The sequence below is a fragment of the Methanosarcina sp. WWM596 genome (assembly GCF_000969965.1).
Taxonomy (GTDB): Archaea; Halobacteriota; Methanosarcinia; order Methanosarcinales; family Methanosarcinaceae; genus Methanosarcina.
In genome coordinates this window covers 583,805-607,174 of sequence record NZ_CP009503.1, presented here as the reverse complement: position 1 = coordinate 607,174, position 23,370 = coordinate 583,805, and the positions used below count along the sequence as shown (strand labels likewise).

Sequence of the window (23,370 nt, the reverse complement as noted above, 5' to 3'; positions counted from 1 at the left end):
ATGCCAATGTTTATAGGACTAACTGTAAAACTCCTGATAATACTAAAAACCTGAAAATTCCCGAAATACAACAAACTCCCAATACAAACCAGAAAAGCACAGGTGAAAAGATTGTCCCTTACAGCAAGAATCGGGGAACTCAGCCCCTACCTCCGATTGCTGAGACCCGAACTCTACTACATGGACCTTACCCTCCCCGCCGCAAGCGCAATTCTTGCTTCCTACCTGGCAACCGGAGGGCTGCCCTTATTTGTCCCCTTCTTGATTGCCGTGATAGGAGGCTTTGCGGCCATAACCAGTTCATATGTATTCAATGACTGCTGCGATGTTGATATCGACACAATCAATATCCCTGACCGCCCTCTTCCTGCCTCGATAATCTCGAAAAATTCGGCGATAATGTATGCCCTCTTTCTTTTGCTTATCGCAGCTGCGGCAGCCACGTACCTGAACCCGGAATCCCTTGCGGTCCTATTTATCGCAGCTGCAACTATCACCATTTACTCAATCTTTGCAAAGCGCAGCACCTTCCTGAGCTTCCTACCTGTGGGTATCTCCTACGGGCTTGTACCTATAGGCATCTGGCTTGCCTTTGACCCTGCAGGGATTTTGAAAGGCAGCGACGGAGTGATACTGCCCCTGCCTGCAATCTGCTTCGGGCTCATGATGTGCGTTACGGACTGGGCTTTTACTCTGGGAGGCGTTGCCAGAGATGTAGAAGGAGACCGGTTAAAAGGTGCTCCCACAATGCCAGTAACTTTTGGAATTCCTTTTACCGCCAGGTTTGTGACCTTCTGGTGGATTATCGGAGTTATTGCTTCAGTAATAATAGGCTGGTCAGCCAGACTCGGACCGGTGTTTTTTGCGGGAGCTCTTGCCTCAGGGCTCTGGCTACTCGCTCAGTGCTTTGATTTTATCAAACACCCAACTCCTGAGAGAGGTGGGGCGCTTTTCCTTAACGGCTCAAACTACAGGGCAATAATGTTCGGATCAATGATCTTGGACGTGGTGCTCTGTATATACCTTGGATCTTATACCTCCATTCTCTGGTGAAAAAAGAATAGGACAAAAAAAATGGATGCGGAAATTATTGTAATCGGGGCGTCTCCTGCAGGGCTCATGGCTGCCAGAAATGCCTGTGAAAAGGGTGCAGATGTCCTTTTGCTGGAAAAAAAGAAAGAGATAGGGAATCCGCCACACCCTGCAAACTCTTTTTTTAAGGGGATGCTTGACAAGTGTGGAGAAAAGATAGATCCATCTTATGTCGTACATTACCTTAGGGGGATGAAGATCATCTCCCCTGAAGGGCGCGAAGTTATAGTAGAAACCCCTGGCTATTCTATCGACAAAACAAGCTTTGACCGGTTTTATGCTGAAAAAGTAATCAAAACAGGAGTTGACCTCAAGACAGGGATAGAGGTAAACAGTATCCGAAAAGAAGGTGGAGAATTTGCCATAATTACTTCGGCAGGGGTCTTCAGGTCGAAACTTATAGTAATTTCCGACGGCATCAATTCAAAAATGGCATCCCTTCTTGGTCTGAAGACAATGAAACATCCGGGGGATATTGCCTGGGGGATTGAGCTGGACGTCAAGGCTCCAAGGCTCGGGAAACCTGAAATGTTTGAGTACTATGTAGGAAACCACGCTCCCGGCTGGAAAACCACCTATGCACCCAGAGGAGGTGATAATGCCGCGATTGGAGCTTATGTGCGCAGGTGTGGGAAGGATGCAACCCCTTACCTGAATGCCTGGGTGGAACGTTTCAAAAAGCTTAAAGGACTCGAGGAACTTGAGGTTGTAAGAAAACTTTCCGGGGGAGACCCTATCGTCACCATACCGGGGGAATACATTACAGATGGGATAATGGTAGCTGGAGGAGCTGCAGGCCAGTCAGGGATAGGCTATGCAATGAGGGCAGGCCAGATATGCGGAGATGTTGCGGCAGATGCTGTAAAAAAGGGAGACGTCTCAAAAAGTGCTCTTTCGGAATACAGGAAAACCTGGGAAAAAGAATTTAAGGTCGAGCATTACCTGGGCCGTATAGGGCTTGAAACCCTCAGGAAGATGACGGACAGGGAAATCGATGAAATGGTAAGGGTATTTGAAAAAGAAGACCTGTCCTTTATCCATGGCAGCGCCTTTGAACAGGCTATGCAGGTATTTCTCTTCATGCTGAAGAAGAAACCCTCGGCTATGCTGAAATACAGAGCATTCCTTAGGAATAAGTAAACTGGAAACGAAGGCAAGCTAGAAAAGGTCTAACTGAAAAAAAGGGAAAAGACAAAACCGTAAAAAATAGAACGGAAAATACGGAAAGGAAAAAATCACCAGAAAGCCAGATGCAGGGAAAATATGCAGTACGAGTTTTATAAAAATCCCCTTTTCAGGGTTTATGCCGAAATAGAAAATGGATGCTTGAAGATGAATACCAGTGGGGTAGCCTCTCCACTCATTAAAAAAGTCCTGACGGCAAACCTCTCGATCTTTGATGGCGAAAAGCCTGCAAATGTAGAAACTGACCGCCTGATCTATTCTACCTGGATGCCCCCGATCCCGAGTCCGGGCTTTGACCGGCTTGTGAAGAGCCAGCTCTCATCAATGTTCGGGAAAAATATGCCTGACCAGGTAACAATTTCAATTACGGAGGACTGCCCCAACAACTGTATCCACTGTGCCCTCCCGGATACAAAGAACAGGGCAAAGCTTACACCCGAGACTGTTAAAGATGTAATCGATCAGGTGCTCGAGATGGGCACAACCTTTGTGATTTTTGATGGTGGGGAGCCCCTGACCTATCATGGTCTGGAAGCCCTGATTAGCTACGTTAACCCTGATAAAGCCATTACCGGCATGTTCACCTCGGGAGTCGGACTGACAGAAGAACGCGCACGGAGCCTTAAAGCTGCAGGGTTGTATTCCCTTACGGTTAGTTTTGACAGCTCATATGAGGAAAAGCACGATTATGTAAGGGGCAGGAAAGGAGTTTTCAAAAGCGCGGTTGAAGCAGTCAAAAACGGACTTGAGGCAGGACTGCTTGTAAACATGTATGTGGTACTTTCAAGGGATAATGTCAATGAGCTTGATGAGCTCTATACCCTTGCAACAGATCTTGGAGTCCATGAACTCTCTTTCTATGAGATAGTCCCCACAGGCAGGTGGATGGACCATGCTTCTGAGATCATGACCCCAAAAGACCTCAGGAAATTTGACAATTTTGTGTCCCAGGCCAGGGAAAAAGAAGGACCCAGAGTTTTTCCAATTCCGCAGGTTATGAAGACCACAGGCTGTATGGCAGGCAGGAAGTGGCTACACATCACGCCTGAAGGAAATATTCTCCCCTGTGCCTGCATCCCTATTCCCTATGGAAATACTCACAGGGACAAAATAAAGGATGTCTGGAAAATAATCAGGGCCGACCCCACATATAATGCAAAATGCTGCCTTATGAGAAACCCCGAGTTCAGGGAAAAATACCTGAAGCTTCTGGAGTGAGCTTCGGGTCTCCCACCGTTTTCCCAGGAATAGTTTAGTGTTCTTTGACAAGAATTCCTTAATATAGAGTTGCATTCTCAACTCATGCATTCTTGGCTCTAGTCGCATGGCAAAAACGGAGTGTCTACGTATCCATGATTGCGCATGTGATTATCAACATCGTCTTCCTAGTCATGCTGACAGCCTCATTCGCCGCTGGTTGACACTTTTGGAATACAGGAAAAGGTTTGTGCAACAATTTTGTCAATCGGGCGGTGGGATCAATTTTCAGGGTCGGAGTCTGGCATTCCGAAAAGCCAGCTAACGCAATGTGCAGTGGACAGGTGGATACGCGCAGCGTTATAGGCAAGTGAACTACCACTCAGCTAAAGACTGAGTGGCTTCTTGGTTCATTCCTCCCTCTATTGAGGGCAAGTCCCCAAGCTCATCCCCGTAGTCCCTACGGTGTCATAATCCAATTAGATTCTGATCTATGAGAGCGAATTTTTTGATATTGATAGCGGCATTAATGTCTCTATCGTGTTTGGTTTTACAGTCTGGACAAATCCATTCTCTGTCTTTTAGCTGAAGCTCTTTATTGTGGTATCCACACACACTACATAGCTTAGAAGATGGTTCAAATTGTCCTATTCTCAGGACGGTTTTTCCAAACCATTGAGCCTTATATTCCAACTTTGTTACAAAACTACTCCACGCAGAATCACTTATAGCCTGTGCTAAGTGATGATTCTTAACCATGCCTTTAACATTTAGAGTTTCCAGAGCTACAGCTTGGTTTTCGCTAACAAGTCTAAAAGAGAGTTTGTTCTGGAAGTCATTTCTCTGATTTGTTATTTTGTCATGGAGTACAGCAAGTCTTCGTTTAGCTTTTGCCCTGTTCTTAGAGCCTTTCTGTTTCCTTGAGACTCTTTTCTGTAATACTTTGAGCCTTTTAAGAGAGTTTTTCAAGTACTTTGGATTCTCAACCTTTTCTCCTGTTGAAAGGACAGCAAAGTCTTTGATACCTACATCAATTCCTACTGTTGTTGATTCTGTGAAAGCTTCCTTTACTGGAAGTTCTTTTCCATCTTCAACAAGGATACTGATGTAGTAATGTCCTTTACATGTCCTTGATACCGTAGCCGTTTTAGGCTCTCCTTCAAACTTCCTGTGAAGAACTGCTTTAATTGGTTCTATTTTAGGAAGCTTGATAGTATTATTTTCAAAGTTTACAGTGTAGTGTTGAGGTACAGGGAAAGACTGTATCGGATTCTTTTTTGATTTGAACTTTGGAAACCCTGTTTTCTCTCTAAAGAATCTAGTGAAAGCGGATTCAACCTGCTTAGTCATCCCCTGTAATGATTGAGAGTTAACTTCTCCTAACCACTCATTAGAAGCCTTTAGAGTAGGAATTAATTTGTTTAAGTCAAATCTGGAAATTGATTCCCCTGTCTGCTCATAAGTTTTAATTTTCTGGTCAAGTGCCCAATTATAGACAAATCTACAGCTACCTATATGCTGATTCAATTGAATAGCTTGTGTAGTTGTAGGATAGAGTCTAAATTTGAACGCTTGCAGCATACAAAGGCATTATATGCTTTAACAACATATATATTTTTTGGTAAATAGGAAGTATGAAACACGGAATCATAGCAAATTTTTGTTAATGTATCATGTTATTTTTGTTTGCAAATACCAAAAAGTCATACTTGAACCAATTAGCGAAGAACTCAAACAGATTATGATTGACATTTCAAAAGAGTCTAACTTTGAAATCCTTGAAATGGGAACTGGCAAAGACCATATTCATTTATTGATCAAGAGTGAGCCGAAAGTTAGCGTTTTGTCAATTGTCAGAAAATTGAAACAAGGATATACTAACAGGTTATGGAAAACTCAAAAAGAATATATGAAAAAGTATTATTGGGGTGAGAATACGTTATAGAGTGATGGTTATTTTGCGTCTACTATTGGAAATGTGAGTAAAGAGGCGGCAGAATATTACATACGGAATCAAGGTTGAAGTTGACGCTTATATCCCCTGAGCTAAAGACTCAGGGGTTTTACGCTTCTTCATATAAATTCTACATATGAGTACATCTGAGTACATATGAGTACATCAGAGGAATGTCGGGTAAAAGTAAGAATAGTTCTTTTTTCCGCATGCCCTGTGCGGTCTGAGCTTTCCTGTACAGCAAAAAAGTGAAGCACTAGCTGCGCGAAAGTACACTAACAGAATATCAACCATGAACTGGGGCGGTGAAAAGTGAAAACTTATAGAAAAGCCGAATCTTCTTGAATAAAAACAACTTGAGTAGATACAGCGTGAAAAGGGAATATAAACTAGCAGTAAACAGTTAACATAAAACAAGCAGCAGATTCCAGTACTGCTCCGATAACAGAAAACTAAGCTGGCAAAAAGAAACTAAGCGGATAACAGGAAACTAAGCTGGCAAAAAGAAACTAAGCGGGTAACAGAAAAAGGAGTGCAGGTAAAGGTTTGAGCCCTTCACCTACAACGAAAATTAAAAATTTCAGCGAACAAATTGATTCTCTGTGATTGATTAGACTAAACCAGACCGCTGAAGAGTCATCAGGTCTTCGGTAGTGAGTTTTGCTCCGCCCTTGAACTTATCGAAAATGGATTTGGCATCCTTCTGAAGTTCGGACTTGATGACACGGGACTTTCCGTCCTTGTCTTTCTTTTTAAGCTTGAAGATTTCTTTGTCGAGATCTCTGATTTCCTTCTGAGCGTTGATGAACATCTTGTGCTGTTCGTCAGCTGCTTCCTGGGCTTTTACAAATTCCCGATGTGCAATGTCCGACTCTGCCCGGGTTCTGTCAGCTTCCTTGAAGGCGGCAATCATTTTCTCGTGGTATTCCTGGGCCTGCCTGGCATATTCGGCAAGTTCGTTATGGTACTCTGAAGCTTCATCCCTTATTTTCTGAGCTTCATCCAGGATATCTTTCAGTTCGAGGTTGCTCTCGAGCTGGACTTTTTTAACATGGTATTGTTTCTGAAGCTGGGTAATCTTGCCAACAAGTTCTCTTTCCTTGCTGGTACTCAGGACTTCAGTCTGTTGAGTGAACTCAAGGCGATCGATATCTTTCCTTAAGGCTTTAATTGAAGGCCCGCCAAGGTTGTTCTGCTTCCTGATCGAATCTGCCTTTGAAAATAGATCATTTGCTTTGGCGTTGGTATCATCGCGCTTGTTCTTGTATTCACTTACCTTCTCGTTGATCTCGTCCCTGCGAACTTTTAGTTCCTGGGCTTCATTGATAAGGTCTTTTGTTTTCTTGTTCAGGTCATTGCGCTTGGCGGCAAGAGCACTGGCCTCAGCGTTTAAAGTATTCCTTTTTTCCTTGGCTTCTTCAGAAATGTCCTTCAAATCTGATCTTTTTTTCTGCAATTCCTTTAGCATCTCTTATTGTGCCTCCCGATCCAGCAAAAGAGCTGGCATTTTAGTAATGTTCGATGTCGACATGCTGTGCCTTATTACAACATTGATAAGAAAGAGATTCAAGAACAGGGATCACGGCTCTCAGATCTTTTATAGTTATGACCACGTCCGCATATTCCCTGAGGATGGGCTTTGGATTGAAAGCTATGGCAAAACCTGCGATTTCAAAAATACAGGCATCGTTTGCACCGTCCCCGACAACCACACACTGCTCGGGCCTGACATTGTAAAGCCGGGCCAGTTCCTCAAACACTTTTGCTTTGGAGTCACTTTGTGTGACAGGACCGAAAACTTCGCCCGTAAGGCAACCATCTTCCACAAGCAGTTCGTTAGAAACGACAAAATCAATACCAAGCACTTCACCTACCATCTCGGCAGCTATGGTAAATCCACCGGAAATCATCGCAGTCTTATAGCCCCGATTTTTAACATACAGGACAAGTTCGGCTGCTCCCGGCATAAGGTCAATTTGATTTACAGCATCAAGGGCAGTTTCAAGGGGGAGTCCCTTAAGAAGTCTTACCCTTTCTGCAAGCGCTTGCTCGAAATCGAGGTCTCCATACATCGCTCTCTTCGTAATCTCCTCTACTTTGCTTACAACACCTGCAGCCCTGGCGAGCTCATCGATAGTCTCAGCGTCTATAAGGGTACTATCCATATCAAAAACAATGAGTTTGTTTTCAGTAGAATTATGTATAGGACAGTTCACTCAATCAAAACCTGGACCTGAATAGCTATATATAGCGGGACAATTCCCGAAAAAGGGCATGCCACACGAAGTACCGTTTTCAGGGTACCCCCGCAGCTTGATAGAATATATGTGCCCTGACATTAAAAGCCCACCAACGGATAAAGTTCTTCAAATTATAATGCGGGTTTCGCGAAAACAAAACCACAAAACAACAGCATTGATGTCAACGTTTTTGAGTGAAATAAATCACATCCCTTTTAAGCTTTTCGGAGGACTAATGAAATGTACCGAATAATTATTATAAATAGGACAGATATATATAAAATAAGAGGGATAAGAAAGGGAGATTGCCAAAAGGATTATAAACCCTTTAGGAATTCCACTATTGAAGAAAAAGGTTAACACAGGATTTTGAGAAAAATGGTCAACATAGGTTTTATAAAAATGGGCAACCTGGGAATGAGCCAGGTTATCAATCTGATCCAGGATGAAATTGCAGCGCGAGAAGGAATAACCGTAAGAGTATTCGGCACTGGTGCCAAAATGGGCCCTGCCGATGCCGCGGACACTGAAAGCTTCAAGCAGTGGAATGCTGACTTCGTAGTAATTATCAGTCCGAACGCAGCAGCCCCAGGCCCTACCGCAGCTCGTGAACTCTGGAAAGATGTGCCCTGTATCGTAGTTTCAGACGGCCCTACAAAAAAGGAGGCTCGTGAGGCATTTGAGCAGGATGGTTTCGGATACATTATCCTTCCGGTAGACCCACTTATCGGAGCAAAGAGGGAATTCCTCGACCCCGTCGAAATGGCATCCTTCAATTCCGATGCTATGAAAGTGCTTTCCATCTGTGGTGTTGTAAGACTTATCCAGGAAGAGCTCGACAAAGTAGCCGAACAAGTAGCATCCGGAAAGTCAGGAAAGGACCTTGAACTTCCGCACATCTTCGCAAAACCCGAAAAATGTGTAGAACACGCAGGCTTTGCAAATCCTTACGCAAAAGCAAAAGCTCTTGCATCCCTTCACATGGCTGAGAAAGTTGCACAGGTTAACTTCCCTGCTTGCTTCATGTTAAAAGAAATCGACCAGGTATGCCTCACAGCCGCAGCCGGGCACGAAATAATGGGAGCTGCAGCAATACTCGCAACCCAGGCAAGAGAAATTGAAAAATCCAATGACACCGTCTTCAGACAGCCACACGCAAAGAACGGAGCCCTGTTGAAAAAGGTCCAGTTATACGAAAAGCCACAGTAAGATACCTATACGAAAAACCAGAGTAAATACCGGAAAACTCTTCCCGGTTGAAAATTCACACCCTGGATTTCATAAAGGGCTGGAGGAATTGGAAAAATGTCCCTCTCAAACCTTGAAAAAGAGGTGGGGGACACCATCCTCCAATAAAATCCAATTCGTTTTTTCCTTTTTTATAGAATGGTTCCCGGAACCTGTTTCAGCTTTATTTTTTTGCATCTTCTACTTCTTGCAGCACGGAAGTATATTCCTGAAAGACAGAAGAAAGATCAATTGTAGCCAGAAGGTCCACAACCCCGAGAGCCGCAACAACCTTCCCATCCTTTGAACGGATAGGAGCAACTACCACATGTTTTCCGCGGTACATGCCTTCTGAGGGAACTTCATGGACAATTTTGTTGGTCTTTAACACCTCTTCGAGAACGGGTCCTGTATAGTCCCGGTCAAGGATTTTTCCCTTTTCCAGACGAAGCCCTTTTCGTTTGAGGCTTCTAATGGTGGTAGGAAGTCCCATTAGTGAATGCACTGCAAATGCTATTGGTTCAAGGTCTTCAGGCCCTGAATCTTCTGATATAGATAGGGAAATAATGATTTCACCCCCAAAAAGATACTTGGAAATCAGTACAGGCAAAAAACAGGAATTTTAGAAAATAAAAAATGAGTCCCATTCTTCTGCCATTTAGATTATATTTTTCCAAGGAATATATAATCATTCCTCATTCTCAAGCGCTGTTATGAGCGCCTGTTTGTGAAGTTCTGCAGACTCATGAATCCCCCCCATTTCGCCCCTGATAGCCCGGCATGGATATTGCTGGATCAACAGTCCGGCTTTTGGGGGAGCATCTGTTACCGGCACTCCGACAAGTTCTTTGGCCATATGCCAGGTACTCCCGCATGGGGCACCTTTTATGACCTCAACTTTAGAGATTTTTCCCTTTTCGGTTTTAACTTTCAAAACCGGGGACCCGAAAATATCAGCAAATGGACGGTTGAATGAGTTGGGTTCGAGGGTACAGCAAGTTTCATCCACCTCTATATCCATTCCGGAAGTTTCGGAAATCTGTTTAAGTTCGGGAACCGATGCTCTGGAAGCCCCTCCCGGTACAATCAAAGAGCGTACCCCGGCTTCTGAGGCAAGCTTTGCAATTGCCGAGGTCAGGTCCGGATGCAGGGAATAAGTAACCACGAGGTCGGCAGAAAAGACACGCAGGTCGAAATTCAGATTTTCCAAAAACTCATTGGGTTCCTCAATGAATATGGGCACAAACTCGGGCAGGTCGGCAGTTATAACTGAAAAATCGCTGTGTTCTTTTATAACATCAACAAGGCGATGCCCGTACTTGCCCCGTGTGATAACTCCTATTATAGTCATTACTTTAAGCTATTTTGAATGTTTACATAAATAGATACTCATTTTTATCTCTGTCCTTATCTCTGTCCTTATCTCTGTCCTTATATTTGTCCTTATATCTGTCCTTGTCCTTATCTCTGCCCTGACTTCTCAACCAGGGCTTCCTATAGAATATAAATACAGATAGTGCATTTGAATGAAAACCTGTAAAGAAAAAAATAAAAAAGGCGGTTCTTATGCGAGGCAAACTGATCACACTTGAAGGTATTGACGGTTCAGGCAAAAGTACGGTTGCAAAAAAACTTCAGGAAAGCTCTGAACTTTGTGTTTTTGAGCCGGTCTTTACCAGAGAACCGACAAGAGGCACCCTCACCGGAAATGCTGTTGAAAATGCTATTCAGTCGGATACAGACCAGCTTGCTGAACTCTTCCTTTTTACAGCTGACCATGCCGAGCACCTGGCAAAGCTTGTAAAACCTGCCCTTGAGAACGGGAAAACCGTGATTTCGGACCGTTATTCCGACAGCCGCTATGCTTACCAGGGGATTACCCTTAAAAACCTTCTCGAGAACCCGCTTGAATGGGTGAGAAACCTTCATAGAGACTGGACAGTTGTTCCGGACCTTACCTTTCTTTTTGACATTGAACCTGAAATTGCAGTAAAACGCTGCGGCAAGCGGGGAGAACAAACCAAATTCGAAAAGATAGAATTTTTACGAGGAGTCCGAGAGCTTTTCCTCGGGCTTGCCGCAGAAGAGCCGGAGCGTTTTGTAGTTGTCGATGCCTCCGGTTCTCCGGAGGACGTGGAAAAAACAGTCGTACAAAAAATTCTCGACTTTTTCCAGGTGGATTGAACGAGATATCTACCGGGAAATGAATATTAAATAACCTGGACATGAAAATTAAATATCGAACTAAAATCTAAAAATAAAAAAAGGAAGTGAAAGTCCGGTTAGAGCTTGTTATCATCCGCAAACTTGATCAGAGCTTCCCCAAGCATCCGAACGTGCGAGGGGTTGAGATTGAAGCGGGACTTTTTCACGCCTCCGCGCTCTTTTGCGAGTTCTACATATTCCTTTTCAAACCGATCGCTGTGCGCCAGAGAGATGGTCATGTACCAGCCACCCCCCATTTTGATCTCCGTATACCCGTCTCCACTGTCATCTCCTGTGTGCTCTTCTAATGGTTCTTCAATGCTTTTTTCAGTTACCTTTCTTGCTGCCATATTGTAACCTCGTAAACTCTTTGATTAAATGCTGAAATCTGATAATCTGGATATAAATCTGCAAATTGGGTTATAAAGATACTTAATGCCTTATATACCAGAGGCATAAGGCAGGAATAAATCCTTTCCCGGGATTATTAACCATTCTTTTTAATTTGTTCAAGTCCCAGGTTCATGACTTCCAGAGGAACCAACCCTGTGTGGATTGCAGTTGCGACCAGAGCCCCCTTTATACCGAGCCTGTCAAGAGCAAAAAGGTCTTCCATATCCCTGACCCCTCCCGCAAGCAATACGTCGTGTACGGAGGTTTCAGCCAGTTTGCGCAGAAATTCCGGGTCAAACCCCGAAGCTGTACCGACCCTGTCAAGGTCGAGGAAAATCAGGTCTTTTAAAGGGAGCTTATTAAGAAGCTTGACGATTTCAAAAGGATCTTCAGGGATCTCGGGGTCTTGTTTCAGAATCTTTCCATATTTGACATCAATACTTACACTGATACGCCCCGGATTTTTGAAAGCTGCGTCTTTGATTACTGCAAGCTTGCCGGTCTCCGTGCCTATAACCGCAGTTCCTGCAATAGAAAGTGCTTTGTCCACATCCTCTAGAAAAGAGACCCCGAAATCAAGCATTGTATCCGCCTTTAAACTTACCTTCCGGATAATCTCCGCATTAATATCGAGAGGACCTTTACCCTGCAGTACGTTAAGGTCGGCAATGTAGACTTCTTCAGGGTGTAAAGACTCAACTACATCCAGGGGAGCTGAAGTCCGGCACACAGCACTTGAATCCGAAATCGGGCGGTAATTTTCCCTGACCCCACCTTTTGCAAGAACCACGTTACGGTTAAATATATCCATTACAAAAATTACACGGAACATACTTATTCCATAGCGGCATCATCCTATAAAAAAATATAAAATAAGGTTAGATATATATAAAAGAACAATATACCTCATTAAATATTTAATTCCATTCTAAATAAGAGGCTTTTTATGAAACTGCTTGTAAGTCCAATAAATCGAGAGGAAGCAATTATCGCTTCCAGAGGCGGCGCAGACATTGTAGATGTCAAAAACCCAAAAGAAGGTTCCCTTGGAGCCAATTTCCCCTGGGTAATCAGGGACGTTAAAGAGGGTGTAAACGGCAGGCAGCCGATAAGCGCAACAATAGGAGATTTCAACTACAAACCCGGAACTGCCGCACTTGCAGCCCTTGGAGCAGCAGTCGCAGGAGCGGATTATATAAAAGTAGGCCTTTATGATATCCAGACCGAAGCACAGGCCCTTGAGCTGCTCACGAAGATTACAAGAGCCGTTAAAGACTATGACCCATCAAAAAAGGTTGTTGCCTCAGGATATTCGGACTACAAACGCATTAATTCGATTTCACCTATTTTACTCCCCGCAGTTGCTGCAGAGGCCGGAGTAGATGTTGTCATGGTAGACACTGGCATCAAGGACGGGAAATCTACCTTTGAATTCATGGATGAAAAAGAGCTGATAGAGTTTACTGACCTTGCCCATGAACACGGGCTTGAGAGTGCAATTGCTGGTTCCCTGAAATTCGAAGACCTTTCGGTTCTCGAAAGAATAGGACCCGACATAATTGGTGTTCGGGGTATGGTATGTGGCGGAGACCGAATGACTACGATCAGGCAGGAGCTGGTAGAAAAACTCGTGTCTGAGTGCCAGATTTAAAAAGTTCTGTACACAGTAAAGATAAAAATGGCGGAAACCTGTAAAAGGAAGAAACCTGTAAACAGGGGAAACCTGCGCTGGCATGTCTTTCAGGCAGGCCGGCCAAAAAATAATTATATATCATCAACTTTTTTAACCTGATGTTTATTTTCGGGCATATCGGCATTACTCTGGGGATCTTCTATTTCCTGAACCGTTTATTGCCGAAAAAGAATATTCCAGTAGACTTAAAATGGATCGCTTTTGGGGCGCTCCTTCCGGACTTTATCGACAAACCCCTTGGCAGGATAATTCTTACCGAAACTATAGGAAGCGGGAGAATCTTTGCCCATACCCTCCTCTTCGGAGTTCTGCTGGGGCTGGTTGCAGCTTACATCTTCTACCAAAAGGGCTGGACAATACCCCTTATTGTTGCAGGCGCTTCATTCTGTCACCTGCTTGAAGACCAGATGTGGAACTCCCCTGAAGTCCTTTTCTGGCCACTTCTAGGATGGAAGTTTCCAAAAGATACGCTTTCCGGAAGTTTTATTGAGTACTTCATGAAAATCCTGAGTAATTCATACAATCCAGCTTCTACAAGCGTATTTATCCCGGAAATAATAGGGTTGGGCATTATACTCCTCTTTACAGCCAGTTGTATCAGGTCAAAAATAGAAGCAAAAAATGTTAGCTCTCAAACAATGAAAGAAGAAGTAACAGAGCAGAACTAAAAAAGTAGTCCCTGAAATCGGTTGATATATTCCATAATTGGAAACCGAAATCTTTTATTAGTCTTCTTGAGCAAGCAGAACGAGTGAAAAGAACCTCGTGATGTTGCACTTGTAGTGCAACTCCCAAAATCTCCGATTTTCTGTGATCCCGAATTGAAACTCGGGAGATGCAGGCTCAAGAAGTGTGTTCATAGATTTTTATGTTAAGGGAATCATAAATTTTGCACATGGGCTTATTGTCCTGAGTCTCGGAGCTGTTCCAAGCTGAAAAGTATCCCATAATATCGGGTCCTGATTTTTCCAGGTAAAGAGCCTCTGAGAAAGTTGTTACTACAAAGTAGAAAGGTCCGTTTGTGGCAGGATTCTCTAAATACTTTACATCCTCGGGACGGTTTGCAGGGGTTGATCCGGAAGTAATAGAAACCTCAGGAAATGTTCTATGTTGTTCAGGACTGCCGGCAGGATTTCCTAAAAAGGTAGAACCTACCGATTCTCCAGAATACATAACATACGGATATGCGGCTTTTGATCCTGTTAACCACTTTATTCCTTCTACCTCATTTTGTGTGACAGCTTCCGAGATTCCGCCAGCGTACGGGGAACTGAAACAGCTGAAAAATCCTAAAGTCCAGAGAAGACCCAGAACCAGGATTGTAACGCCAAGGCCGGTTGTATACCCCTTCCTGAGAAGAACAATATAGAGAGAGTACCCTATAAGCGGAATCTGGGCAAAGATAATGAAACTTAAGTTTGCAAACCTGTCAGGAGGATAAGGGATAAAGGGATTTAAGAGGAAGCCCGCCTCCAGGAAGAACGAGGCTATATACAGGAATAAAAAGCGAGGATACCTGCGGACAAAGTGGTGACAAAAGCGTTTGCGATTCTGCCATACGATTACCGTATTGATTACAACAAAAATTAACGGAATATAGTACTTGCCGTAATAGAGATTGAAAAGGTGTATGAACTCAAAAATCCCGGGGTTCATGCTTGGAATTGTAGAAAAACCCGCAGCTTTCAGGGCTTCAATACGCCAGGTGAGGGCCGAGAGAAAAATATAAAAGAACCCTGAAGCGTACTTTGCACAGAGTAAGTAGCTACACGAAATAAATGACAGGAAGATAAATAGGGGAACTATTCTTCCCGAAGAGCTGGAAAGGGGATCTTGAGCAAGATCTTTAAGACGGACTATTTTTTTAAGGAGTCCTGATCGCATGGCTTTACCTGCAAAAATGAGCAGTAGAGCGAAAAATACCAGGTAAGTGAAGATAAAAGGATGAGCTAACGGAAGTAAAGGTATCATAAAGAGCAAACAAACAACCATCATCGTCCTGTTTTGATTGGAGATTGCATTCCACAGCAAAAGAAGATAGATCGGAACGAGGCAGAAAGCGAGATAGTAGGGGATCGTTGATACCTGGAAATGCCCGAAGTATGGAATGACCGAGGAGAGAAAAGTTACCGAAACCAGTTTTATCCGGCTCATAAAACCCCGGTAGAACAGAAACATGCCGGCAATAAACATAATCGAAAAGAAAACCGGTAAAAAGTAAGATAGTGCCTGTGTCTTCATTCCGGAGACCAGAGTCAGAGCTGAGATCAGTAAAGGACCGGTAGGGGAGAAATCTAAAAAGCTAGAAAGACCTGAAGAATCAAAACCCCCTGTATTTCCTGCCAGAACCAGGTATGAGAATTCATCCCCCCTGCCTACTGAAGCGTAACCAAGCATATATGGAATTATTAATACAATAATATGAACAAATATCAGTGTGAAGACTGCACTAATCTTTTTATATGCAAGAAGCAGAAAACAGGCAGAAAGGTAACATACGAGCAGGACCAGGTAAAAATGGAAAGGAAGCTGTCCATAGATACTAACTGCGTATCCTTCAGGCCGGATTCCTCTGAGAACAAAAAGACTGTAAACGAGTAGTAATAGAGATACCGATGTTATCAGATTTAAGATATTATTGTTGAGTTTAGACAATATGTCCCCCATCCTTCCGGAAAGTTACAGAGTCCAGTTTCCATACCATTATATAAGGATTTTCCTGAAGCAGCATCTATACTTCCATAGAGTCTGCTTTCACAGGATCCTGAAGCAGGTAAACTTCCGTGCTCAAAATTTCCTTCCATCTAAAAATTTCTTTTGTTTTTTTCCTTTTTATTTTTCGTGTATCCAATTTCTCAACAAATAATTAATTGTTGTGCCCGATGAGCAGGTTATATACTGGTTCTCAAAAAATTAATTGTTGTGCCCGATGAGCAGGTTATATACTGGTTCTCAAAAGAATTAATTTCCTCATAAGAAAAAATCCTCATGAATTAAAGGTTTTCGGGCTATTATGGATGCAATTTACATACCTTATTCATACTCCCGTTATTTTGTCAAGATATATAAAAATGATGTCATAAATCCTGGTTATTTAATAATGGTAAGGAGTGTGAGAATAGAAGCCTGGAAAATTGGAAAAGAGAATATGGATAACATAGAAATATGGATAACACAGAAATGTGGATAACATCATACAGCCTTGAGCTGTTACTTCAAAAAAATAATAAGAATTAGGGGGTTGGTTTCTTATGAACCCTGACTATCTTAGACTCCCTGACTATCTTAGACTTCCTGACTATCTTAGACTTCCTGACTATCTTAGACTTCCTGACTATCTTAGACTTTCTGACTATCTTAGACTTCCTGACTATCTTAGACTTTCTGACTATCTTAGACTCCCTGACTATCTTAGACTTTCTGACTATCTTAGACTTCCTGACTATCTTAGACTCCCTGACTATCTTAGACTCCCTGACTATCTTAGACTTCCTGACTATGTACCTTTGTATGGGGAGGTATTCAGAATTTAAAATATATTAAGGGAGCAAGAAACGGCAAAATCTTGCCTGACCTTTCTACGGACCTTTCTGTAGACCATTCTACTTTGAGAATCAGGAAGTTTTCAAATACATGATATTCCTGAATAATCCCTCAAGCATATTTTCTCAACTTCGCTCAGTTTACCCAGAATATGTCTGATCCTTTGTTCAACAAATCTCCCCTTCATGCACCAGTAAAAGGGCCTTTTATTTCCAAGAGATGGGAATCTGGCACAGGAGATATCCAGTGGATGGAAATAGAATATTGTATGTCCTCTTTTAAGACTCTGCATAAGCCCGTTCAATATAAATGACGAGCCCAGGAACCGAAGCATAGGGCCGCCTGATGCGGGGAACTTGAATCCATGTTGACAATAAGCCCATGGAAATTCAATAAAGTTCCGGTCACTGCCTGCTTCAAGTTCGTTCTTCTCTGGATAATAGGGGAAGGAAGAAACGGTATTAAGGGCTGAATCTGTTTTGTTGTAAAAGGAATTTACTGAAACAGATGAATCATACTTGAATCCCAACTTTTCAAGGGAATTAACCATCCATCCACCTACCAACGCATTTGGTGCCCTGTAACCTATCAGCTTTTCTCCGCTGATTTTTTCTAGCATTTTCTTTGCAACCCGAGTTCTTTGCTCAAATTCCTCCACACTCATTAACTGTTTTTTTGTATGAGGATCGATTTTACAGGCATGATTTAGCCCGTGGCAGGCAAGCTCGTGTCCCCTATCTACAATTGACTCCACCAATCCAGGGTAGTGTTCGATGGTATCTGCAACGACAAAAAAAGTAGCATTTATGTTGAACTCATCAAGAAGGTCCAGAACACTTTTTGTGGGCTCACTCAAGAAATCATACCTGCCAGTCCAGTTCTTGAAGAATTCATCCACATTCCTGTAAACCGAAAACGGAGAACTACAGACAGAAGGAATATGATACCAATCTTCAAGATCTACCGTAACTGAAAGACTACCATTCATTAAACCCCTCACCCCGAGCTGTATTTGCAGATATCGTGAAACTGGACCGGGAGTCTGACTAAGAATGAGAATTTAGCAACAATGCATTCCCCACTGGCTTAGAAAGCCTCCCTACATAAACTAATACCTTAAGAGTATAAAAATTTTTTGAAATACCACAATAAAAAAAAGAGCTAAAAAGCACTAAATTAGGGAAACAGGACTTTAACGGCGAGAACAAGACAAATAAAATTCACCAGGTATTGCCTATTAATAGGATTTATTTCCCATAGATCAGCTAGTAAGGCACTCACTGAACTACTGGGGCTCAAAGTAAAGTAATTACCTTCATGAATTCAATTCTTTGCCTGGAAAAAAGAAGTCTGGATTTCTACCACATTCCACAGGTGTTGTGACCCTATTAAGTTTTTACATAGGGGAGCAAATTTTTTGACCCTATTAAGTTTTTACATAGGAGAGCAAATTTTATGATGTTCACGGCAACTTTTATACCTCTATCATGTTTGGTTTTTTGTTTATATCAATCTGAAATATCGATTTTTCAGTCTTCTCATACGTTTTTGTTTTCAGGTATAAAGCCCAGTTATAGATGTATCTGCAGCTACCAATATGTTTGTCAAAAAGGGAGTACGGGAAGATAAAGTACCCCAAAAAGGTATAAATATATTTGAAAAAATATCGAAAAAATATTATAATAGAACCACATACATTTCAAAGTTAACTCAGCATTAAATAAGTAAACAAAAGTTCCGCAGATGAGTTGACCGGGCTAAAAGCCATGGCTGACAAAAACAGGAAATTTGACCTATAAATATCCTGTAATTATGACAAATTATAAATAAAAGTTTAGAGTCAGAGCTTCTTATGTCCGTCCACCTCCAAAAAATTAATCACTTTTAACAGTGAAGATAGAGAGTGGAAAATCCTCTGCACCGTGTCCGCCCCACAAAACGCAGAGAACCAAATTGGATAGATTCAAAAATATTACGCAGACGTAATTAGAATTTTTGAATTACCGTATAGACCCGATATAATTAGATATTTGATATAGACCTGGTCTAATTAGATAGTTCGGAAAAATATTACGAGTACGTAATATGGAATTTTGAGAAATATCTGGGAAAGAGTATACAATTATCCTGGAGTTTTTTGAGTGTACTCATATTCTAAATCCAATACAGAGGCGATACGATGCTAAAAAATAATCTAGGAACCCTATTCCTGACATTTAGTTTAACAACCGTATCAACTGTTGGGGAAATATACAACTCTTCTAGGTTTTTTGAGTCTTCTCAAATTCCAAATCCAACCCAAAGGTGATACGATGCTAAAAAAGAATCTAGGAATCCTATTCCTAGCAATATGCCTTATTTTAACAACCGTACCCACTACGTTAGGCGCACAGAATACAATAACTGTAAATCCGACATCTGGGACAGATGCTCAAACTGCAATTAATAATGCAATAAATTCTGTAGCATCAGGAGCAACATCAAGTAACCCGGGATATGTTCTCCTTGGTACTGGCACTTATCAGATAAGTGCACCTATAATTTTGAAATCTAATGTAGTACTGAAAGGTGCAGGTGACAGTACAATAATCTATGCTACAGGTTCGGTTTGTAACTCCGAGGGATCACCTGCATATGTATTCGGGTCAGGTGTTTCTAACGTTGAAGTATCTAACCTTCAATTCAAAAGTGCAGCAACTGGACCAAGTGACGGAGGTCATGGAGACTATCGAAACTGCATAAAGCTCACGTCTTCGACTAATAGCAAAGTACATGACATATTATTCACCCGCTATCTGTATGGTGACGGTGTCAGAATCAGTAGAAGTTCTGGAATAGAGGTATATAATTGCAGAATGAAATCCTCCGGACACGATGGCGTGGCATTTTTGTCCGGCACCAAGGATTCCAGAATGTATAACTGCTATGTTGAGGTTCAGACCAACACAGGAGTCAGGATAGACAACTGTGCAAATATTGAAGTGGATCATAACACCTTCACAGGTAGTGCCGGGTCCGGATGGTGCTGTGTTGAACTGGAAAATACACTGACAAATGTGAATGTCCATCACAACATTATGCATGATTACAAAGGATCAAGCAGCAGCGCAGGCGTTGGAAATTGGAATGCAAAAGGGTCAATTAACGTTCATGATAACGTTATGTGGAACGTGTCACCTTACATTGAGGTAGGCTCAGGCACAAACATATTAGGACCATCTGATCACAGTGTTGAGAATTGGGTAGCGAAAGGATATGGATATGGCTCTATTGGCAATTCTTTAACTGCTGTAACAGAGACAAAAGAAACCGAAGTTGCAACGACCAATGACCAGACTATAGTTAACGACAATACTGTAACAGAGACTTCCTCTGCTGTAACAGAGACTGCTTCTGAGCAGGAAGTCGAAGCTGGGAACGTATCAAATGCAACAGGCATTGTTATAGACAACCGCCTAAGGGAAGCATCTCCTAATACAGTCTACCAGGATAAGGTGTATATTGACATCGGAGGCAGACCTGGAGTAGGAAGATACAGAGATCTGCTCCTGTTTGACCTGAGTGAATACAACGATGCTGAAAATATTACCAATGCAACTCTTTCCCTCTACTGGTATTATCCTGACGGACGGGAAAGGCCGGAAGATGCGGTAGTAGAGATATACAGGCCCGCTGTAGCCTGGGATCCAGAAAATGTGACCTGGAACAGCAGGGATGATGGTGTGCACTGGACACATCCCGGAGGAGACTGGTTCGACATGAATAATATCTCCCAGGGGGATGCACCGTACGCTACGATAACCCTGAACGGAAGCGATATACCGGACAACAGGTACTATGAGCTGAACGTAACTGATCTAGTAAAAGAGTACGTCAACGGCGAGTACGAAAATACAGGGTTCCTGATTAAAACACGTACCGAAAATGCGGATTATGTAGCATTCTACAGCAGTGAAGTAGAAGATGAAAAAAAACGCCCAATGCTGAATATAGAAGAGAAAGCTGTAGTTTAATGGCTCTAACTTCAGGAGGAGAACTCTAAGAGGCTGGTAGTGCGGAAATTATAAAAACCTCCGTAACCAGATTTTTGAGTTCTTCCAACTTATTTTTATCAGGAAACACATCTGAATATTCTTTGTACTTCATTTCATATGATATTCATTGAGATCTAATGGAATGTATGCAAGTGGAGAAAATTCATAGTAGACAATTTCATGCAGAAGTAATAATAAAATTTTATAATAAGTAGTAACTCAGCTAGAGAAGATATATAATTTGATAGTGTATATAATTTAAAAGGTACTCATATGTTTCTGTACTAAACTTAAATCAGAGAACTGTATAAGAAAATTAATTTGAACTTTATTTTATAAATAGGCATATTATAATTCAGAAGGTATTGTACTTTCGATATGTACCCCCAATACAAATTTAATAAATTTAAGCACATAAGCTTTTTGTACACAGCCGTAATCAATGGTTAGTATCCTTTATATTGGAGCTCATGTGCATTCAAGAAAAGCCGATGGTTTGCAATAAATTATTTTAAACTGTCGAGCGTATTAAACCTGTATGAACTGTTAATAAAGACTAAACCTGTGAGATCACTGAGGAAATCAGGTTTTTAAATAACTCCGGTGGCAATACCTTCCAGCGATAAACTTTTTTCAAGTTTGGAGGATTTATATCTCAGGGTACAGGGATAAAAAATGAACGGGAAAGATCTTATAAAAAGGTGGGAAAAAAGAAAGAAAATGGGAGTTTACATTACAGTCTTCTTGTTCCTGATTATAATGGGAACAACCGCCCTTTCTACCACACCTTCAGGAATGACGGTTTATGTGACTGGAGACGGGGAAGGAAACTATATTTGTGATGGGGCTGATGACCAGATAGAAATCAATGAAGCCCTTGCATACGTCGCAGAACACCCGGAGTATACAACCGTTCATTTGAAAGGTCCTAACACATACGTAATCTCAGACAGTATTTTCATCGGAAGCGATACCATTCTGGAAGGGGACCCTACAGCTGTGGTAAAGCTTAAAGACAAAGCAAACTGGGCAGTAACAAAGCCTCTGATTACGCAGATAAATAGTTTCGGAAACCAGAATATTACTATAAAGGGTTTTGAGATAAACGGGAATCATGACGCCAATACAGATAAAAAGAAAGGCGCCGGATACTATAATCTAATCCATTTAGTTAATTCAACAAATATCCAGGTTCATGATATGTATATGCATGACAGTCATGGAGACGGACTGAAAGTTGAAAACAGTTCCAATATTCGGTTTTACGACAATACAGTATATAAGCTCGGTCACGACGGTCTTTACGGGATCCAGTCTCAATACCTGGAAGCCTGGAATAATACGATAACCTGCAGGACTAACAGCGGGCTTAGAGTGTGGGATTCGAATCATGTGAAATTTCATGACAATACCATTGATTCCTTTTATCACTGGAGCGCAGGCGGACCTGGAATTCAGATCCAGAAATCCTCAGCTGTCATGGATGATATAGAAATATATAATAATACGATTCACGACACTTACGGACCTGGCATCTGGCTGCTTGCCTATGGTAACTACCCTCTGACAGAAGCACAGAATGTCCATATTCATCACAATACATTCTACAGCACAGGCACAAACCCAAGTATTGACTGGGTAGGAGGTATTGTAACCAGCGGATTTAACAATACCTTGATTGAGAATAACGTGTTTGACGGCACGTATCATGCTGCTATCGTCCCGATGTACCCGACAGACCGCTCCATAGAAGTATCACCTAAAGGTACAGGATACACGACCATTGTCCGTAATAACATCATTACAAATACGAAACGGCGCAAGAGCGAGTCAAGCGGGACAGGATTTGGTGTTGTCAATTACCTCCCCAAAACCCATAGGCTTGTACTGGAAAACAACTGCTTTTACAATAATGTGGCAGGAGACTATAGAAATGCAACCTCAACAAGCGATATTTATGTAAATCCTCTTTTCGCAAATCAGAAAAAAAATGATTACCATCTTAGATCAGCAGGCGGCAGATGGAATGGGAAAACCTGGGTAAAGGACATTGAAAATTCCCCGTGTATTGATGCAGGGTATTCCTCCTCTGACTACTCAAATGAGCCCGAAGACAACGGGAAAAGGATCAATATAGGAAGGTACGGAAACACTGGAGAAGCATCAAGGTCAGGTGTAATGCCAGGATATGTGGCCTGGTGGCATCAGATATTTTCGTCTGAGTGGAGGATGTTCAGGATACTCCTGAGAAGCCTCTATCTACTTTTCTTTTAAATTCAGATTTAATGCTTCCTCAATTCAGATTTAATGCTTTCTCAGATGTATCCCTTAATTAAAAGACTTTAATTTATCCAGCCTCGGAAAGAAGTTTGAACTTAAACTTCCAGGGGTTTGCTTTTAATCTCCACAGTTAGATCCTCTCCAGATTCAGGACAGACTTTTCTGCTAACCTCAAAAATTTATGACTTATAGATATTGTGTATAAAAAATATTAAAGAGGAAAAAAGGTTTTTTATTTAAAAATCAAACTCTTTTGACATAAGGATCCGAAAAAAACTCAAACATTTAGGTAAAGTTTTTTACCGGCCCTAAAAGATAACTTTTATA

General features: G+C 42.0%; 23 protein-coding genes and 1 pseudogene. 13 read left to right on the top strand and 11 right to left on the bottom strand.

From position 1 onward, the window contains the following. The first annotated feature begins 111 nt into the window (after positions 1-111). From MSWHS_RS02705 to MSWHS_RS02695, 3 genes are all read left to right on the top strand, one after another. Positions 112-1,053: a UbiA family prenyltransferase gene (locus tag MSWHS_RS02705; RefSeq protein WP_048125823.1), complete on the top strand. Its 942-nt coding sequence runs from the start codon at positions 112-114 to the stop codon at positions 1,051-1,053. A 21-nt stretch (positions 1,054-1,074) separates the two neighbouring features. Continuing rightward, positions 1,075-2,232, top strand: a complete 1,158-nt coding sequence (locus tag MSWHS_RS02700) for an NAD(P)/FAD-dependent oxidoreductase (protein WP_048158727.1) — start codon at positions 1,075-1,077, stop codon at positions 2,230-2,232. Between the two features lie 123 nt (positions 2,233-2,355). Continuing rightward, a complete protein-coding gene (locus tag MSWHS_RS02695; RefSeq protein ID WP_048125819.1) occupies positions 2,356-3,495 on the top strand; it encodes a radical SAM protein in 1,140 nt (379 codons plus the stop codon). 447 nt (positions 3,496-3,942) lie between these two features. Here MSWHS_RS02695 and tnpB read toward each other — a convergent pair whose 3' ends face one another. After that, complete coding sequence (gene tnpB, locus MSWHS_RS02690) at positions 3,943-5,055, bottom strand: IS200/IS605 family element RNA-guided endonuclease TnpB (protein ID WP_048158726.1); 1,113 nt, start codon at positions 5,053-5,055, stop codon at positions 3,943-3,945. Between the two features lie 28 nt (positions 5,056-5,083). Between tnpB and tnpA the strand changes: the two are divergent. Continuing rightward, positions 5,084-5,497, top strand: a pseudogene (gene tnpA, locus MSWHS_RS18825) (IS200/IS605 family transposase). A 541-nt stretch (positions 5,498-6,038) separates the two neighbouring features. Here the strand turns inward: tnpA and MSWHS_RS02680 are convergent. Together MSWHS_RS02680 and serB are read right to left on the bottom strand one after the other, a co-directional pair. Beyond that, positions 6,039-6,896 carry a coiled-coil protein gene (locus MSWHS_RS02680; protein WP_048125817.1) on the bottom strand — a complete coding sequence of 286 codons (858 nt, stop codon included), beginning with the start codon at positions 6,894-6,896 and terminating at the stop codon, positions 6,039-6,041. 40 nt (positions 6,897-6,936) lie between these two features. Beyond that, complete coding sequence (gene serB / locus MSWHS_RS02675) at positions 6,937-7,644, bottom strand: phosphoserine phosphatase SerB (RefSeq protein WP_048125815.1); 708 nt, start codon at positions 7,642-7,644, stop codon at positions 6,937-6,939. A 402-nt stretch (positions 7,645-8,046) separates the two neighbouring features. Here serB and MSWHS_RS02670 point away from each other — a divergent pair, with 402 nt between their 5' ends. Next, on the top strand, positions 8,047-8,877 hold the full coding sequence (locus MSWHS_RS02670; protein WP_048125813.1) for a F420-dependent methylenetetrahydromethanopterin dehydrogenase: 831 nt from the start codon (positions 8,047-8,049) through the stop codon (positions 8,875-8,877). Between the two features lie 202 nt (positions 8,878-9,079). On the opposite strand, the gene MSWHS_RS02665 is transcribed toward MSWHS_RS02670, so the two are convergent. Together MSWHS_RS02665 and MSWHS_RS02660 are read right to left on the bottom strand one after the other, a co-directional pair. Beyond that, positions 9,080-9,505, bottom strand: a complete 426-nt coding sequence (locus tag MSWHS_RS02665) for a DUF2111 domain-containing protein (RefSeq protein ID WP_231585548.1) — start codon at positions 9,503-9,505, stop codon at positions 9,080-9,082. 78 nt (positions 9,506-9,583) lie between these two features. Beyond that, on the bottom strand, positions 9,584-10,246 hold the full coding sequence (locus tag MSWHS_RS02660; RefSeq protein ID WP_048125811.1) for a DUF166 domain-containing protein: 663 nt from the start codon (positions 10,244-10,246) through the stop codon (positions 9,584-9,586). 215 nt (positions 10,247-10,461) lie between these two features. Here MSWHS_RS02660 and tmk point away from each other — a divergent pair, with 215 nt between their 5' ends. After that, positions 10,462-11,079 (top strand): dTMP kinase, encoded by a 618-nt coding sequence (gene tmk, locus MSWHS_RS02655; protein ID WP_048125809.1) that lies wholly within the window; start codon positions 10,462-10,464, stop codon positions 11,077-11,079. A 98-nt stretch (positions 11,080-11,177) separates the two neighbouring features. Here the strand turns inward: tmk and MSWHS_RS02650 are convergent, their stop codons facing one another. Both MSWHS_RS02650 and MSWHS_RS02645 read right to left on the bottom strand, forming a co-directional pair. Beyond that, on the bottom strand, positions 11,178-11,450 hold the full coding sequence (locus MSWHS_RS02650) for a hypothetical protein (RefSeq protein WP_048125808.1): 273 nt from the start codon (positions 11,448-11,450) through the stop codon (positions 11,178-11,180). Positions 11,451-11,587: 137 nt separating this feature from the next. Beyond that, positions 11,588-12,325: a HisA/HisF-related TIM barrel protein gene (locus MSWHS_RS02645; protein WP_048125806.1), complete on the bottom strand. Its 738-nt coding sequence runs from the start codon at positions 12,323-12,325 to the stop codon at positions 11,588-11,590. 114 nt (positions 12,326-12,439) lie between these two features. Here MSWHS_RS02645 and MSWHS_RS02640 point away from each other — a divergent pair, with 114 nt between their 5' ends. Together MSWHS_RS02640 and MSWHS_RS02635 are read left to right on the top strand one after the other, a co-directional pair. After that, positions 12,440-13,144: a (5-formylfuran-3-yl)methyl phosphate synthase gene (locus MSWHS_RS02640; RefSeq protein WP_048125804.1), complete on the top strand. Its 705-nt coding sequence runs from the start codon at positions 12,440-12,442 to the stop codon at positions 13,142-13,144. Between the two features lie 140 nt (positions 13,145-13,284). Then, positions 13,285-13,854, top strand: coding sequence for a metal-dependent hydrolase (locus MSWHS_RS02635; protein WP_048125802.1), 570 nt, complete (start codon positions 13,285-13,287; stop codon positions 13,852-13,854). 175 nt (positions 13,855-14,029) lie between these two features. On the opposite strand, the gene MSWHS_RS02630 is transcribed toward MSWHS_RS02635, so the two are convergent. Then, on the bottom strand, positions 14,030-15,583 hold the full coding sequence (locus tag MSWHS_RS02630; protein ID WP_231585547.1) for a hypothetical protein: 1,554 nt from the start codon (positions 15,581-15,583) through the stop codon (positions 14,030-14,032). Positions 15,584-15,607: 24 nt separating this feature from the next. Here MSWHS_RS02630 and MSWHS_RS21155 point away from each other — a divergent pair, with 24 nt between their 5' ends. Then, positions 15,608-15,787 carry a hypothetical protein gene (locus MSWHS_RS21155; RefSeq protein WP_231585546.1) on the top strand — a complete coding sequence of 60 codons (180 nt, stop codon included), beginning with the start codon at positions 15,608-15,610 and terminating at the stop codon, positions 15,785-15,787. 26 nt (positions 15,788-15,813) lie between these two features. Here the strand turns inward: MSWHS_RS21155 and MSWHS_RS20820 are convergent, their stop codons facing one another. Further along, a complete protein-coding gene (locus MSWHS_RS20820; RefSeq protein ID WP_197074010.1) occupies positions 15,814-15,990 on the bottom strand; it encodes a hypothetical protein in 177 nt (58 codons plus the stop codon). Positions 15,991-16,199: 209 nt separating this feature from the next. On the opposite strand from MSWHS_RS20820, the gene MSWHS_RS19940 reads away from it, so the two are divergent. Both MSWHS_RS19940 and MSWHS_RS19935 read left to right on the top strand, forming a co-directional pair. Beyond that, entirely contained in the window at positions 16,200-16,376 is a 177-nt protein-coding gene (locus MSWHS_RS19940; RefSeq protein WP_156151183.1) for a hypothetical protein, read from the top strand. A 61-nt stretch (positions 16,377-16,437) separates the two neighbouring features. Then, positions 16,438-16,719 carry a hypothetical protein gene (locus MSWHS_RS19935; protein ID WP_156151182.1) on the top strand — a complete coding sequence of 94 codons (282 nt, stop codon included), beginning with the start codon at positions 16,438-16,440 and terminating at the stop codon, positions 16,717-16,719. Positions 16,720-16,811: 92 nt separating this feature from the next. On the opposite strand, the gene MSWHS_RS02625 is transcribed toward MSWHS_RS19935, so the two are convergent. Together MSWHS_RS02625 and MSWHS_RS22180 are read right to left on the bottom strand one after the other, a co-directional pair. Next, positions 16,812-17,717, bottom strand: coding sequence for a polysaccharide deacetylase family protein (locus MSWHS_RS02625; protein WP_048125798.1), 906 nt, complete (start codon positions 17,715-17,717; stop codon positions 16,812-16,814). Positions 17,718-18,203: 486 nt separating this feature from the next. Beyond that, positions 18,204-18,368: a helix-turn-helix domain-containing protein gene (locus MSWHS_RS22180; protein ID WP_197074009.1), complete on the bottom strand. Its 165-nt coding sequence runs from the start codon at positions 18,366-18,368 to the stop codon at positions 18,204-18,206. A 673-nt stretch (positions 18,369-19,041) separates the two neighbouring features. Between MSWHS_RS22180 and MSWHS_RS02620 the strand changes: the two genes are divergently transcribed. Continuing rightward, a complete protein-coding gene (locus tag MSWHS_RS02620) occupies positions 19,042-20,742 on the top strand; it encodes a disaggregatase related repeat-containing protein (protein WP_048125796.1) in 1,701 nt (566 codons plus the stop codon). 696 nt (positions 20,743-21,438) lie between these two features. After that, complete coding sequence (locus tag MSWHS_RS02615; RefSeq protein ID WP_048125794.1) at positions 21,439-23,037, top strand: right-handed parallel beta-helix repeat-containing protein; 1,599 nt, start codon at positions 21,439-21,441, stop codon at positions 23,035-23,037. The last annotated feature ends 333 nt before the right edge of the window (positions 23,038-23,370 follow it).